At 72.1% G+C, this 15,198-nt stretch carries 9 protein-coding genes; 3 read left to right on the plus strand and 6 right to left on the minus strand.

Annotated elements, in window-relative coordinates; genetic code table 11:
* Window positions 1-424: 424 nt before the first annotated feature.
* Window positions 425-2,929 (minus strand): lipopolysaccharide biosynthesis protein, encoded by a 2,505-nt coding sequence (locus ACZ3IG_RS27755; RefSeq protein ID WP_467435436.1) that lies wholly within the window; start codon window positions 2,927-2,929, stop codon window positions 425-427.
* Window positions 2,922-4,142 carry a DegT/DnrJ/EryC1/StrS family aminotransferase gene (locus ACZ3IG_RS27760; RefSeq protein WP_467435438.1) on the minus strand — a complete coding sequence of 407 codons (1,221 nt, stop codon included), beginning with the start codon at window positions 4,140-4,142 and terminating at the stop codon, window positions 2,922-2,924. The genes ACZ3IG_RS27755 and ACZ3IG_RS27760 overlap by 8 nt, the downstream gene beginning before the upstream one ends.
* 461 nt (window positions 4,143-4,603) lie before the next feature.
* Here ACZ3IG_RS27760 and fahA point away from each other — a divergent pair, with 461 nt between their 5' ends.
* Window positions 4,604-5,815 carry a fumarylacetoacetase gene (fahA, locus tag ACZ3IG_RS27765; RefSeq protein ID WP_467435439.1) on the plus strand — a complete coding sequence of 404 codons (1,212 nt, stop codon included), beginning with the start codon at window positions 4,604-4,606 and terminating at the stop codon, window positions 5,813-5,815.
* 301 nt (window positions 5,816-6,116) lie between these two features.
* On the plus strand, window positions 6,117-7,055 hold the full coding sequence (locus ACZ3IG_RS27770) for a M56 family metallopeptidase (RefSeq protein WP_467435441.1): 939 nt from the start codon (window positions 6,117-6,119) through the stop codon (window positions 7,053-7,055).
* 15 nt (window positions 7,056-7,070) lie between these two features.
* On the opposite strand, the gene recQ is transcribed toward ACZ3IG_RS27770, so the two are convergent.
* Entirely contained in the window at window positions 7,071-9,089 is a 2,019-nt protein-coding gene (recQ, locus tag ACZ3IG_RS27775) for a DNA helicase RecQ (RefSeq protein ID WP_467435443.1), read from the minus strand.
* Window positions 9,090-9,336: 247 nt separating this feature from the next.
* On the opposite strand from recQ, the gene ACZ3IG_RS27780 reads away from it, so the two are divergent.
* A complete protein-coding gene (locus ACZ3IG_RS27780; RefSeq protein WP_467435445.1) occupies window positions 9,337-9,936 on the plus strand; it encodes a Uma2 family endonuclease in 600 nt (199 codons plus the stop codon).
* A 66-nt stretch (window positions 9,937-10,002) separates the two neighbouring features.
* Here ACZ3IG_RS27780 and nuoN read toward each other — a convergent pair whose 3' ends face one another.
* The 3 genes from nuoN to nuoL are packed head-to-tail and all read right to left on the minus strand — an operon-like array spanning window position 10,003 to window position 15,190.
* Entirely contained in the window at window positions 10,003-11,652 is a 1,650-nt protein-coding gene (gene nuoN, locus ACZ3IG_RS27785; RefSeq protein WP_467435447.1) for an NADH-quinone oxidoreductase subunit NuoN, read from the minus strand.
* Complete coding sequence (locus tag ACZ3IG_RS27790; RefSeq protein WP_467435448.1) at window positions 11,649-13,220, minus strand: NADH-quinone oxidoreductase subunit M; 1,572 nt, start codon at window positions 13,218-13,220, stop codon at window positions 11,649-11,651. Before ACZ3IG_RS27790 ends, nuoN begins: the two co-directional genes overlap by 4 nt.
* Before the next feature lie 5 nt (window positions 13,221-13,225).
* Window positions 13,226-15,190, minus strand: coding sequence for an NADH-quinone oxidoreductase subunit L (gene nuoL, locus ACZ3IG_RS27795; protein WP_467435449.1), 1,965 nt, complete (start codon window positions 15,188-15,190; stop codon window positions 13,226-13,228).
* Between the last annotated feature and the right edge of the window lie 8 nt (window positions 15,191-15,198).

Below are 15,198 nucleotides of genomic sequence, written 5' to 3' on the forward strand. Positions count from 1 at the left end.
CCGGCCGCTTCGGCCTCCGGGAGGGCCTCGGCGGCGCCGTCGGCATCGACGACATCCGCGGCACCCACGGCATCTGCGACATATGCGGCAGCGCCGACATCGCCGACGGCGCCGACGTCTGTGCCGGGCTTCACGGCCGCTTCGTCCGGCCCTGCCTCTTCGTCCGGCCCTGCCTCTTCGTCCGGCCCTGTCTCTTCGTCCGGCCCTGTCTCTTCACCTCTCCCGACCGCTTCGTCGGTCACCACCGCCTCGGCACGTTCGGGCGGTGCGTCCGGGGACGGGGACGGCGTGTCCGGGGACGGCGTGTCCCGGGACGACGCGTCCGGGGCCTCCGGTGCGGGCACGGGTTCCGGTGCGGATCTCTCCCGTGGAGTTGCTGGCGGACGCACGACGTTCCCCCCTGGCGGTTCGGCTCTGTGCTCGATCAGTCCCTGGATCTGTCGTTCGGTCTGGAGCGGTGCGGGGGCTCGGACGTCGGGGCCGGTCGGCGCGGTGGCAGGACCAGGACGAGCAGGACGAGCAGCGCGAGCAGCAGGAGAAGGGGCAGCGCGACCGGCGCGAGCGCCTGCCGCCACACCCAGCCGCCCACCGCGGCGAGATACAGAACCCCCCAGCGTCCCGGCCACGGCAGCCGGTCGCCCGCGTACGCGAGCAGCAGCCACAGCGGCACGAGACACAGCAGTTGCAGAACGGGCGGTGCCCAGCGCAGCAGCGGCTCGGGGCCGTCGAGCCCCACCGCGTCCGCGAGGAATCCGGCCGTCTTGGTGTAGAACGTCCCGTCCACCGGCTGTGGTTCCCGGCCGAGGGCGACAGGTGCCACGTACAGGGCGATCACGGCGGCCCCCAGGGCGGCCCCGGGGAGCCGCCAGTCGAGGCGGGCGCTCAGGGTCACGGAGGCCACGAACACGACCAGCAGTACCCCGCCCGCGACGAGCGCGGCCGGCGGCAGTTCCTCCAGCAGCTCACGGCCGGTCAGTGCCGTCCGGGAGACCCCGTCCAGCCAGGGAAGTCCGCGCAGGGCCGTCCAGAAGACCGCGGTGGCGAGACCGAGCACCGCCCAGAGGCCGATCCACAGCCGCCTCTCCCAGGTCTCCTCCTCGACGGACCCAGCGGACGGAGCGGACCCGACAGACCCGACGGACTCGGCGGACTCGGCGGACCCGACGGACCCGGCGGACCCGGCGGGCTCGGCGCCCTGCCTTCCCTGGGAGCCCGGAGCGCCCTGGGCCACCGGGGAACCCCTGCCCCCGGCAGCCCCGCCGGCCCCGCCCTCCGGGCCGGGCGGACCATCGGCCGCCCCGCCCCCCGCACCGTCCGACGACCGGACGATCACGGCCAGCGGATCCGCCTCCAACGCCTCCCGCTCGTAACCGGGCCGCCCGATGAAGAGGGTGACGGTGTCCTCCCGCCCGTCCACCTCCCGCCCCTCCCCCTGCCTCCCGTCGGCCGGATCGACCGCGTACGCGGCCTTGCGGGCCCAGTTCGTGCCGTAGCCGGCGGTGGCGTTCAGCCGCGCCCAGCGGGTGCCGTAGGAGGGCGTGCCGGGTGCCGACGGCTTCCGGCGGCCCCCCGTCGCGTCCCCGTCGCCGGGTACGCCGCCCGGTCCCCGGCCGGAACCACCACCGCCGCGCAGCGCCGCGCGCAGGCCCGGCACGCAGCCGGCGGCGACCAACGTCATCCCCAGCAGCACCGCCCAGCCGGCGCCCGCGATCCCGGCCGGAGTGAACAGTACGGTCGCGCTGCCCAGCACGAGGGCGCACATCGTGCCCTGGACAGCGGCGAGCGCGCCGGTCCGGCCCTGCACCCGCAGCACCCCTATGTACAGCTCCACCACGATCCGCGGCAGCGCCCCGAGGGCGAGCAGCCGCAGCACCGCGGAGCCGTGCTCGGCGTAGTCGTCGTCGAACGGGGCGAGGATCTGCGGCGCGAAGGCCACCAGGAACGCCACGACCGGCACCAGCAGCAGCGTCATGCGGCGCAGCGCCCCGCGGACGCCGTCGGCGAGGTGGCGCGGGTCGTGCGAGGCGTGCGCGGTGAGCGAGGAGGCCATGTTGATGGCCATGAACTCCATCGTGCCGCCGACGGTGTACGCCACGTAGAAGTAGCCGTTCTCCGCGGCGGTGAAGCGGACGGCGACCATCACCGGCAGCAGGTTGATCATGGCCAGGCTGAACAGCGCGCCCAGCGAGTCACCCGCCAGGAAACGGCCCATCTCCCGGTAGACGGGCGGTTCGAGGTCGTGGTCCGCGGCGGCCTGCCGCGGGATCAGCCGACGGAAGATCAGCCAGCCGAGGGGCAGCGTGGAGAAGGAGATCGCCACGGCCCACGAGACGAAGATGCCGAGCACCGGCAGCGCGGAGGCGAAGACGGCGAGCAGGATCAGCTTCCCGACCGAGAACACCGCGTTGCCGGCCGGCACCCACTCGGCCTTGCGCAGCCCGGTCAGCACCCCGTCCTGCAGGGTGAGCAGCGCCCAGGCCACGCACGCGGCGACGAACAGGGTCCCCGCCACCGGCGTGCCCAGCGGCGCGTACGAGTCGCCCCACCGGTCGAGGGTGAGCAGGAAGACGCCGGCCGCCAGCGCGACGACCACCGAACTGGCCGCGTAGGCACGCCAGACCAGCGCCCCCGTCGCCCGTCCGGCACGCGGCACGAAGCGGACCACGGCGCCGATCATCGTCGTCGCCGTGATGCTGGCGAGCAGCCGCATCGCCGCGATCGCGGCGGAGCCCTGGCCGACGGCCTCCTCGGTGTAGTACCGGGCGGACACCAGCCAGAACCCCAGCCCGAGCACGGCGGACACGCCGGTGCTGAGCATGAGGAAGTAGGCGTTCTTGAACAGCGAGTCGGAGCCGTGCGCCCCGTCGGACGGCCGGCCCCCGTCGTCCGCCCGCGCCTCGGCCGTCTCCTGCACCTGCGCCTCAGTCACGGAACGGCCCCGGCCCGCGCGGTAACGGACCCGGTCCTTCCGGCAGTGCCCCCGGCCCGCTCAGGTCCTCGGGCGGCTCAGCCGGCCGGACGCCGGAATCCTCCAGGACCTCGATGGCCTCCCGCGCGCGCAGCGGGTCCACGGGCAGCGCGTGCCGCGCGAACCAGCGCGCCGCCTCGGGAGCGGGCGAAGGGTCGGTGAACTCCGGGCCCGCGTAGTCGTCCAGAGGCGGGTCGTAGAGGTACCCGACGGTGATGCCCCGCCGCGCCAGAGCCGCCACCGCCGCGTCCCGGTCCGCCACGAGCAGCGGCACCCGGAACAACGGCTGCACCGCGCCGTCCGGCCCCTCGCGCCCGGCCCGTGCCCAGCGCGTCGACAGCAACAGCTCCGTCCCCGCGCGGCAGTCGGCGAGCACGTCGTCCAGCCGGTCGAGGCCGCGGCCGACGCGGGCGATCCGGAACCGGCCGGATCTCAGCCGGTAGTCGTGCATGTCGACGCGGACCCAGGGGTCGTGCGCGTCCAGATCCGGTGCGGCGGCGACCGCGCGGGCCAGCTCCTCGGGCCGCAGCGGCATCCGGATCTCCTCGCGCTCGGCCATGCCCAGCACCCGCAGCGTCGCCCAGGCGGCCCGCCGCAGCCGCAGCCTCCGCACGGCCGCCTCCGCGTACGGCCGCACCGCGTAGGCGAGTTCGGCCGTCAACCGGCGCGGCGCCAGCAGGTCTTCGCACGCCTTCTCCAGCGCCTCCCGCACGCCCGGATCGGCGACCGCGAGGATCCCCCCGGCGTGCGCCCCGACGTGCTTGGACAGGCTGAAGACGGAGGCGTCGCCCCAGGTCCCGACCGGACGGCCGCCCACCTCGCTGCCGATGGCGTGCGCCGCGTCCTCGAACAACGGGATGCCCAACGCGTCGCACCGCGCCCGCAGTCCGGGCGCCGGGTCCGGGTTCCCGTACAGGTTCGTCGTCAGTACGGCGGACAGCGAGTCCCAGGTCTCCTCGGGCACGGCGTCGAGGTCGATGGAGGCGTCCCACGGGTTCAACGGCGCCTGCACCGGGCGCAGTCCGGCCGCCAGGACGACGAAGAAGATGACGTCGTCGTTGACCGGCGACATCAGCACCCGGCCGCCCGGCGGGCACCAGTGCCGCAGTGCCGCGTACAGGCCGAACCGGCACGACGGTACGTACACGCATTCCCGGCCGAGTCTGTCGCGCATGGTCCGCGCCGGGCGTTCCGGCCTGGCATGCGACGACACCGAACCCGGACCGGCCTCCCCAATGGCCATCCGCTCCCCCTGTTGTGCCGTCGGAACGCCCCCTCCCCGAGGCCTTCCGGCACCCGTCCAGACTCTCCCCGTTCGCACCGCTCCGTCAAGATTGCGGATCGGCCTGTGGACAACTTCCCGCACACAAGCGGAAGCGGAGCGCTACCCGCCGGACACCCCGCCCGGCACCCGACCGGGCACCTCACCCGTCACTCACCCCGCCGTACACACCGTCGGCCCGCGCTCTGCCCCGACGCGCCCTGACCGCCGTAACGTGTGGCCCGGCCACCCGGAACCCCCGGCACAGGCGGTGCCCACCCGGCACCGACATGCCCCGACCCGCACGGGCACGCACCGGCACGCGCCCACCGGCACCGGCACGCACCGTCGAGTACGAAAGCGAGGCAGCGCAGATGCCCCTCTTCGACGTCCCCGAAGGCCACCCCTTCGGCCCGCACAACCTCCCGTACGGCGTGTTCTCGCCCCCCGGGAAGGAGGAACGGACGGTGGGCGTCCGGCTGGGCGACCACGTCCTCGACGCCGGCGCGGCGGCCCGCGCCCTCGGATCGCCGTACGCCTCCCTCCTCGCCCGGCCCACCCTCAACCCGCTGCTGGCGGCCGGCCGCACCACCTGGTCCGACGTACGGCGTGCGCTGACCGCCTGGGTGACGGTCCCCGCGCACCGCGAGAGCCTCGCCCCGCTGTTCCACCCCCTCTCCTCGGTCACCCTGCACCTGCCCTTCGAGGTGGCCGACTACGTCGACTTCTACGCCTCCGAGAACCACGCCCGGAACGTCGGCCGCATCTTCCGCCCCGACGCCGCCGACTCCCTGACCCCGAACTGGAAGCACCTGCCGATCGGTTACCACGGCCGCTCCGGCACCGTGGTGGTCTCCGGCACGGACGTCGTACGCCCCTCCGGCCAGCGCAAGTCCCCCACCGACCCGGCGCCCGTCTTCGGCCCGTCCGTACGCCTGGACATCGAGGCCGAGGTCGGCTTCGTCGTCGGGACGCCGAGCGAGCCCGGCCGGCCGGTCCCGCTCCACGACTGGCGCGAGCACGTGTTCGGGCTGTGTCTGCTGAACGACTGGTCGGCTCGGGACATCCAGGCCTGGGAGTACGTCCCCCTCGGCCCGTTCCTCGGCAAGTCCTTCGCCACGTCGGTCTCGGCGTGGATCACCCCTCTCGACGCCCTGGAGGCCGCGCGGACCGCCCCGCCGGAGCGGACCCACCGGCTGCTGCCGTACCTCGACGACGCCGACCAGGAGCCGAGCGGCTACGACCTGCGGATCTCCGTCGCCGTCAACGGCCACGTCGTCTCGGAGCCGCCCTTCTCCACCATGTACTGGACGGCCGCCCAGCAGTTGGCCCACCTGACCGTCAACGGCGCCTCGCTGCGCACCGGCGACCTGTACGGCTCGGGCACCGTCAGCGGCCCTTCCGAACGGGAACGCGGGTCCCTGCTGGAGCTGACCTGGAACGGCCGCGAGCCCCTCGAACTCCCGGACGGCAAGCGAACCTTCCTGGAGGACGGCGACGAGGTCACCCTGTCCGCCTGGGCCCCCGGCCCGGACGGCACCCGGGTGGGACTGGGCGAGGTGACGGGGCGGGTGGTCGCGGGCTGACCAGAACGCTCGGGGCGACCGCGACCGCGACCGCAACAGCAAGGGCGCGGGCACGGGAGCGGGCGCAGGAGCAGGAGCAGGAGCAGGAGCAGCCAAGGAAACGGCCAAAGAAACGGCGAAGAGAAAGGAGCCTCCGGAGCGAAGGCCGAGCGAGACGACGGACACTTGGCGCTCCTCGGACCTGACTCGCACCGCCCCGCACCGTCATACTGTCGGCGGACGGTGCGCGAGCACCTTTCCGCACTCCCCCGCACGAGCCAGAGCCGAGCCGCCTTTCCGACCAGGATCCGGAGCCCGTGGCATGACCGTCAGCCTGCTTCTGCTGAGCGTCGTCGCCCTGACCACCGCCGTGCCGGCGCCCCGTGCGCTGACCCGGGCCAGTTGGCCGGAACGGGACCCGGTGGTCGCGCTGTGGGTGTGGCAGTGCCTGGTCGCCACGGTCCTGCTGTGCTGTCTGACCGCCCTGGCCCTGGGCGCCGCCGCCGTCTTCGGCACGGTCCGCGCCCAGCTCTTCGCCCCGGCGCCGCCCGGGGTGACCGAGGCGTACAACCTCTCCGCCGGCCCGCCCTGGACGGCGGCCCTCACCCTGCTGCTGGCCTGCGGAGCCGCCTGGACCACCGCCATGCTCGCCCGGGAACTGGCCGAAGCCCGCCGGCGCCGGGCCCGGGCCCGCTCGCATCTGCGCGAGCGCGCCCCCGACCTGCCCGCCGGGCTCCCCACCGCGCGCGGGCCTCTCCTCGTGCTGGAGGACGAGTACCCGGACGCCTGGTGGATGCCCGGCAGCCCGCCCCAGCTGATCGTCACCACCGGCGCCCTGCAACGTCTCACCGACCACCAGATCGACGCGGTCCTCACCCATGAGCGCGGCCATGCCCGCGCCCGCCACGACTGGCTGCTGCACCTCTCCACTGCCCTGGCCACCGGCTTCCCCCGTGTCCCGCTCTTCGCCCACTTCTGCGACCAGACCCACCGCCTGGTGGAACTCGCCGCCGATGACACCGCCTCCCGGCGCTGCGGCCACCTGACCACGGCCCTCGCCCTGATCGAGCTGAACCAGCACCGGGGCGTCCTGTCCTGCGCCTCCAGCCACCGTCTCCTCGGCGAACGCGTCGACCGCCTCCTGGAGCCGCAGCCCCGCCTGGGCCGCCGCCACCGCGCCATGACCACGGCGACGGCCGCCCTGGTGCCGCTCCTCCCCCTGCTGATCACCTTCGCCCCGGGCCTCACGGCTCTGTCCTGAGCCGCCGGCACCCGGCTATATCCAGTCGTCGGGCTCCGGCTCCTGCTCGGGCCAGTCGTCCGGACCCCTGTCCGGCGCGGGGTCCGCGGAGGGGCCGGCGGTGAGTGAGGGAGCCGAGGACGGCTCGGTGCCGCCGGCCGGTCCGTCCAGCCCCGCGAGCACCTCCAGCACGCCTTCCCCGTACGTCGTCAGCTTCTTCTCACCGATGCCGCTGATGGAGCCGAGCTGCCCGATCGACGTGGGCCACACCGTGGCGATCTCCCGGAGCGTGGCGTCGTGGAAGATGACGTAGGCCGGGACGCCCTGTTCCCTGGCCTGCTCGGCACGCCACGCGCGCAGCGCCTCGAAGGCCGGCACCAGCGCCTGGGGCAGCTCCGCCGCCGCGGCCTTGGGCTTGCGCTCACCGCGTCCCCCGCCGGACGCCTTCACCGCTGTCGGCTTCTTCGGCTCCTTGCGCAGCGGGACCTCCCGCTCCCGGCGCAGCACGGCCGCGCTGTCGTCGGTCAGCACCAGCGTGCCGTACTCCCCCTCCACCGCCAGCAGCCCTTGGGCCAGCAGCTGCCGGACGACGCCACGCCACTCGCCCTCGCTCAGCTCAGTCCCGATGCCGAACACCGAGAGCTGGTCGTGGTCGAACTGGATGACCTTGGCGGTGCGCTTGCCCAGCAGGATGTCGATGATCTGCCCGGCGCCGAACTTCTGCCCGCGCTCCCGCTTCAGCCGCACCACCGTCGACAGCACCTGCTGCGCCGCGACCGTGCCGTCCCAGGTCTCCGGCGGGGTGAGGCAGGTGTCGCAGTTGCCGCAGCCGGACGCCTGCGGGTCCTGTCCGAAGTAGGCGAGGAGCTGGCCGCGCCGGCACTGGACGGTCTCGCACAGGGCGAGCATGGCGTCCAGGTGGGACTGGGCCCGCCGCCGGAACGCCTCGTCGCCCTCGCCGGACTGGATCAGCTTGCGCTGCTGCACGACGTCGTTGAGACCGTAGGCCATCCAGGCCGTCGAGGGCAGTCCGTCCCGCCCGGCCCGGCCCGTCTCCTGGTAGTAGCCCTCGACCGACTTGGGCAGGTCGAGGTGGGCGACGAACCGCACGTCCGGTTTGTCGATGCCCATGCCGAAGGCGATGGTCGCCACGACCACCAGGCCCTCCTCCCGCAGGAACCTCGACTGGTGCGCCGCGCGGGTGCCCGCGTCCAGGCCCGCGTGGTACGGCACCGCCTCGACGCCGTTGCGGGAGAGGAACTCGGCCGTCTTCTCCACCGAGTTCCGCGAGAGGCAGTAGACGATGCCCGCGTCGCCCGGGTGCTCCTCGCGCAGGAAGGTCAGCAGCTGCTTCTTGGGGTCGGTCTTCGGCACGATCCGGTACTGGATGTTGGGCCGGTCGAAGCTGGCCACGAAGTGCCGGGCCGCCGGCATGTTCAGCCGCTCGGTGATCTCCCGGTGGGTGGCGTGGGTCGCCGTCGCCGTGAGCGCGATGCGGGGGACGTCCGGCCAGCGCTCGCCCAGCAGGGACAGCGCGAGGTAGTCCGGCCGGAAGTCGTGCCCCCACTGCGAGACGCAGTGCGCCTCGTCGATGGCGAAGACCGCGATCTTGCCCCGGGAGAGCAGGTTGAGGGTGCTCTCCAGCCGCAGCCGCTCGGGCGCCAGGTAGAGCAGGTCCAGCTCTCCGGCGAGGAACTCGGCCTCCACCGTGCGGCGCTCGTCGAAGTCCTGCGTCGAGTTCATGAACCCGGCGCGCACGCCGAGCGCCCGCAGCGCGTCCACCTGGTCCTGCATCAGCGCGATGAGCGGGGAGATCACTATGCCGGTGCCGGGCCTGACCAGGGACGGGATCTGATAGCACAGCGACTTGCCGCCGCCGGTCGGCATGAGGACGACGGCGTCGCCGCCCGCGACCACATGCTCGATGACGGCTTCCTGCTCGCCGCGGAAGTCCTCGTACCCGAAGACCCGGCGCAGCGCGGCGACCGCCTCGCTGTCCCCGCCGTCCGGGGCCCTGGTCCCTGCCATCTCACCGATCACGCTCGTCCCGCCCATCGTCCCGTCCCCCGTACGTCCTGCCCCGTCTGTCTGGCCCGTCCGTCCTGCCCCGACCACTGCCTCCACGATAGGGGCTGGCACCGACAGCCACGGAGTTGTCCACAGGCCCCGGCCACCACCGCCCACTCACCGCCCCTCACCGTCGTCAAGGACACGAAGGTCGTTCACACGTTCGCGGGAGCCCTGCCCGTTTCCGGCCGATAGTCTGAATGCGCCCGCGAGACTCCGTCGCATGGGAGCACTGATGAGCGTCGCACCGAAGGCGTCCAAGCCCACCTGGCCGATCCCGCCGGAGGGCGGCTGGACCGCCGACGACCTGGACCGCCTCCCGGATCTTCCTCCGCACACGGAACTGATCGACGGGAGTCTCGTCTTCGTGAGTCCGCAGACACTTTTCCACTCACGCGCTGTCGACTTCTTCAACTGGCAGTTGCAGTCACTCGCCCCGGCGGAATTCGAGGTCGTCCGCGAGTTCACCATCGACATCGACCGGCAGAACCGGCCCGAGCCGGACGTGATCGTGATCAGCGCGGAACTGGTGGAGGACCCGGAGCAGACCCGTTACCCCGCCGCCTCCGTGCTGCTGGCCATCGAGGTCGTCTCCGCTGAGTCCGTGTCCCGCGACCGCGAGACCAAGCCCCTGAAGTACGCCCGCGCCGGCATCCCCCACTACTGGCGGGTCGAGAACGAGAAGGGCTTCGCCGTCGTGCACGCCTTCGAGCTGGAGCCCACGACCGGCGCGTACACCAGCGTCGGCATCTTCCGTGAGCGGATGAAAGTGGCCGCCCCCTTCCCGCTGGACCTCGATCTCACCGGCATCAAGCCGCGCCGCGGCTCCGCGTAGCGCGGCACGACAGCGGCCCGGCACCCCCCGTGAGAGTGCCGGGCCGCCGCGCTGTCGAAGGCCGGGTCAGCGCACGAACACCCCCGCCTGCCCCGCCAGATCCAGGAAGTACTGCGGCGCCACCCCCAGCACCAGGGTGACCGCCACGCCCACCCCGATCGCCGTCGTCGTCAGCGGTGACGGCACCGCGACGGTCGGGCCCTCGGGCCGGGGCTCGCTGAAGAACATCAGCACGATCACGCGGATGTAGAAGAACGCCGCGATCGCCGAGGAGATCACGCCGATCACGACCAGCGGGGCCGCGCCGCCCTCCGCCGCGGCCTTGAACACGGCGAACTTCCCGGCGAAACCGGAGGTCAGCGGAATGCCCGCGAAGGCCAGCAGGAACACCGCGAACACGGCCGCCACCAGCGGCGACCGGCGGCCCAGCCCCGCCCACTGCGACAGGTGCGTTGCCTCGCCGCCCGGGTCCCGCACCAGCGTCACCACCGCGAACGCGCCGATCGTGACGAAGGAGTAGGCCGCCAGGTAGAAGAGGACGGACGAGACGCCGTCCGGCGTGGTCGCGATGACACCCGCCAGGATGAACCCGGCGTGCGCGATCGACGAGTACGCCAGCAGCCGCTTGATGTCGGTCTGGGTGATCGCGACGATCGCGCCGCCCAGCATGGTGACGATCGCCACGCCCCACATCACGGGCCGCCAGTCCCAGCGCAGGCCGGGCAGGACGACGTAGAGGATGCGCAGCAGCGCGCCGAACGCCGCCACCTTGGTGGCCGCCGCCATGAACCCGGTCACCGGTGTCGGCGCGCCCTGGTACACGTCCGGCGTCCACATGTGGAACGGCACCGCGCCCACCTTGAACAGCAGGCCCATGACGATCAGCGCGGCGCCGACCAGCAGCAGCGCGTCGTTGCCCATGGTGTCGGCGAGCGCCGGGGTGACCTCCGTGATCGACCCGTCGACGACCTGCGCGATCGTGCCGTACGACATGGAGCCCGAGTAGCCGTAGAGCAGGGCGATGCCGAACAGGGTGAACGCGGAGGCGAACGCGCCGAGCAGGAAGTACTTGACCGCTGCCTCCTGCGACACCAGCCGCTTGCGGCGGGCCAGCGCGCACATCAGGTACAGCGGGAGGGAGAAGACCTCCAGGGCGACGAACAGGGTCAGCAGGTCGTTGGCGGCCGGGAAGACCAGCATGCCGGCGACGGCGAACAGGAGGAGCGGGAAGACCTCCGTGGTGGTGAACCCGGCCTTCACCGCCTTCTGCTCGCTCTCGCTGCCCGGCACGGACGCGGCCTGCGCGGCGAAGGAGTCCACCCGGTTGCCGTGCGCCGCCGGGTCGAGTCGCCGTTCGGCGAAGGTGAACAGGCCGACCAGGCCCGCCAGCAGGATCGTGCCCTGGAGGAACAGGGCCGGTCCGTCGACGGCGATGGCGCCCATCGCGGCGATGTGCGCCTTGGTGGTGCCGTAGCCGCCAGCCGCGAGCGCGACGACCGCTGCGAAGGCGGCGACGAGCGCGACGGCGGAGACGAACATCTGCGCGTAGTAGCGCGATCTGCGCGGTACGAACGCCTCGACGAGGACTCCGACGACCGCCGCTGCGACGATGATCAGGACGGGCGACAGCTGGCCGTACTCGATTTTCGGCGCGTCGATCCTGGTGATCGGATCGGCCGCCGTTGTCCACAGGCTGTGGACGGCTGTTGCGCTCACTTGGCCGCCTCCACCTCGGGCCGGGGGTCCTTCTGCTGTACGTCGGACATGGTCTGCTTGACCGCCGGGTCGACGATGTCCGTGACGGGCTTGGGGTAGACGCCCAGGAAGATCAGCAGCGCGGCCAGCGGCACGGCGACCGCCAGCTCGCGCACCCGCAGGTCCGGCATCGCGGCCACCTCCGGTTTCACCGGGCCGGTCATCGTCCGCTGGTAGAGGACGAGGGTGTAGAGCGCGGCGAGCACGATGCCGAAGGTCGCGATGATGCCGACCACCGGGTAGCGCGTGAACGTCCCGACCAGGACCAGGAACTCACTCACGAACGGCGCCAGACCCGGCAGCGACAGGGTGGCCAGACCGCCGATCAGGAAGGTACCCGCGAGCACCGGGGCGACCTTCTGCACGCCTCCGTAGTCGGCGATGAGCCGCGAGCCGCGCCGGGAGATCAGGAAGCCGGCCACCAGCATCAGCGCGGCGGTCGAGATGCCGTGATTGACCATGTAGAGCGTCGCGCCGGACTGGCCCTGGCTGGTCATCGCGAAGATGCCCATGATGATGAAGCCGAAGTGCGAGATCGACGCGTACGCCACCAGCCGCTTGATGTCCCGCTGGCCGACCGCGAGCAGCGCCCCGTAGAGGATGCTGATCAGCGCCAGCACGAGCACGACCGGCGTCGCCCACTTGCTGGCCTCCGGGAAGAGCTGGAGGCAGAAGCGGAGCATCGCGAAGGTGCCCACCTTGTCGACGACCGCCGTGATCAGCACGGCGACCGGGGCGGTGGACTCCTGCATGGCGTTGGGCAGCCAGGTGTGCAGCGGCCACAGCGGCGCCTTCACCGCGAAGGCGAAGAAGAAGCCGAGGAACAGCCAGCGTTCGGTGTTGGTCGCCATGTCGAGCGTGCCGTTGGCCCGTGCCTCGGCGATCTCGGTGAGCGAGAAGTTCCCGGCGACCACGTACAGCCCGATCACCGCCGCCAGCATGATCAGTCCGCCGGCCAGGTTGTAGAGGAGGAACTTCACCGCCGCGTACGAGCGTTGCGTCGCCGCCGTCTTCTCGCCGTGCTCGTGGGCCCGGTCGCCGAAGCCGCCGATGAGGAAGTACATCGGGATGAGCATGGCTTCGAAGAAGATGTAGAAGAGGAAGACGTCGGTGGCCTCGAACGAGATGATCACCATCGCCTCGACGGCCAGGATCAGGGCGAAGAAGCCCTGGGTCGGCCGCCACCGGCTGCTGCCGGTCTCCAGCGGGTCGGCGTCGTGCCACCCGGCCAGGACGATGAACGGGATCAGCAGGGCGGTCAGCGCGATCAGCGCCACCGCGATGCCGTCCACGCCCAGTTCGTAGCGGACGCCGAAGTCGGCGATCCAGGAGTGCGACTCGGTGAGCTGGTAGCGGTCGCCGTCCGGGTCGAAGCGGACCAGGATCACCAGCGCGAGGACGAGCGTGGCCAGCGAGAACAGCAGCGCCAGCCACTTGGCGGCGGTGCGTCGCGCGGCCGGCACGGCGGCCGTCGCGATCGCCCCGACGGCCGGGAGCACCGCTGTCGCTGTCAGCAGGGGAAAAGACATCGGTATCAGACCGCCCTCATCAGCAGGGTCGCGGCGACGAGGACCGCCGCACCGCCGAACATCGAGACCGCGTAGGAGCGCGCGAACCCGTTCTGCACCTTGCGCAGCCGCCCGGACAGCCCGCCGACCGAGGCCGCCGTGCCGTTGACGACCCCGTCGACCAGGGTGTGGTCGACGTAGACCAGGGAGCGCGTGAGGTGCTCGCCGCCGCGGACCAGGACGACGTGGTTGAAGTCGTCCTGGAGCAGGTCGCGCCGGGCGGCCCGGGTGAGCAGCGATCCGCGCGGGGCGACGGCCGGGACCGGGCGGCGCCCGTACTGCGCCCAGGCGAGCGCGACGCCGATCACCATCACGGCGACGGTGGACAGGGTGACCGTCAGGGCGCTGACCGGCGGATGCCCGTGTTCGTGCGCGGTGATCGGCTCCAGCCAGTGCATGAACCGGTCGCCGAGACTGAAGAACGCGCCGCCCGCGACCGACCCGACGGCCAGCACGATCATCGGGATCGTCATGACGCCCGGCGACTCGTGCGGGTGCGGAGGGGTGTACTCGCCGCGCGTCTCGGCCGCCGGCTCCACGTCCGGCTCGGCCGGGGACGGCGTCGGCGCCTTGCGCCAGCGCTCCTCGCCGAAGAACGTCATCAGCATCACGCGCGTCATGTAGTACGCCGTGATGGCCGCGCCCAGCAGGGCGCAGGCGCCGAGGATCCAGCCCTCGGTGCCGCCCTTGGCGAACGCCGCCTCGATGATCTTGTCCTTGGAGAAGAAGCCGGACAGGCCCGGGAAGCCGATGATGGCGAGGTAGCCGAGGCCGAAGGTGATGAACGTGACCGGCATGTACTTCCTGAGGCCGCCGTAGCGGCGCATGTCGACCTCGTCGTTCATACCGTGCATGACCGAACCGGCGCCCAGGAAGAGCCCCGCCTTGAAGAAGCCGTGGGTCACCAGGTGCATGATCGCGAAGACATAGCCGATCGGGCCGAGGCCCGCGGCGAGCACCATGTAGCCGATCTGCGACATGGTCGACCCCGCCAGCGCCTTCTTGATGTCGTCCTTGGCGCAACCGACGATCGCACCGAACAGCAGCGTGACCGCGCCGACGATGGTGACGACCAGTTGCGCGTCCGGCGCCCCGTTGAAGATCGCGGCCGAGCGGACGATCAGATACACGCCCGCCGTCACCATGGTCGCGGCGTGGATGAGGGCCGAGACCGGGGTCGGGCCCTCCATCGCGTCCCCGAGCCAGGACTGCAGCGGCACCTGGGCGGACTTGCCGCACGCGGCGAGCAGCAGCATCAGCGCGATCGCGGTCAGCTTGCCCTCGCCGGCCTCCCCGGCGAGTCCGGGCTCCGCCACCGTGCCGAGCACCGGCCCGAAGGCGAACGTCCCGAACCAGAGGAACATCAGCATGATCGCGATGGACAGGCCCATGTCGCCGACCCGGTTGACCAGGAAGGCCTTCTTCGCGGCCGTGGCGGCGCTGGGCTTGTGCTGCCAGAAGCCGATCAGCAGGTAGGAGGCGAGACCGACGCCCTCCCAGCCGACGTACAGCAGCAGGTAGTTGTCGGCGAGGACCAGGATCAGCATCGCCGCGAGGAACAGGTTGAGGTAGCCGAAGAAGCGGCGGCGGCGCTCGTCGTGCTCCATGTACACGACGGAGTACAGGTGGATCAGCGAGCCGACGCCGGTGATCAGCAGCACGAACGTCATCGACAGCTGGTCGAGGCGGAAGGCGACGTCGGCCTGGAAGCCCTCGACCGGGACCCAGCTGAACAGGTGCTGGGTCAGGGTGCGTTCCTCAGCGCCCTTGCCCAGCATGTCGGTGAAGAGGACGGCGCCGATCACGAAGGAGGCGGCGGCCAGCAGCGTGCCGAGCCAGTGTCCTGCGGCGTCCAGCCGGCGGCCGCCGCACAGCAGCACCGCCGCTCCGAGCAGAGGCGCTGCCACCAGCAGCGCGATGAGAGACTCCACGATTCAGC

This window comes from Streptomyces sp. NPDC016677, assembly GCF_055562815.1.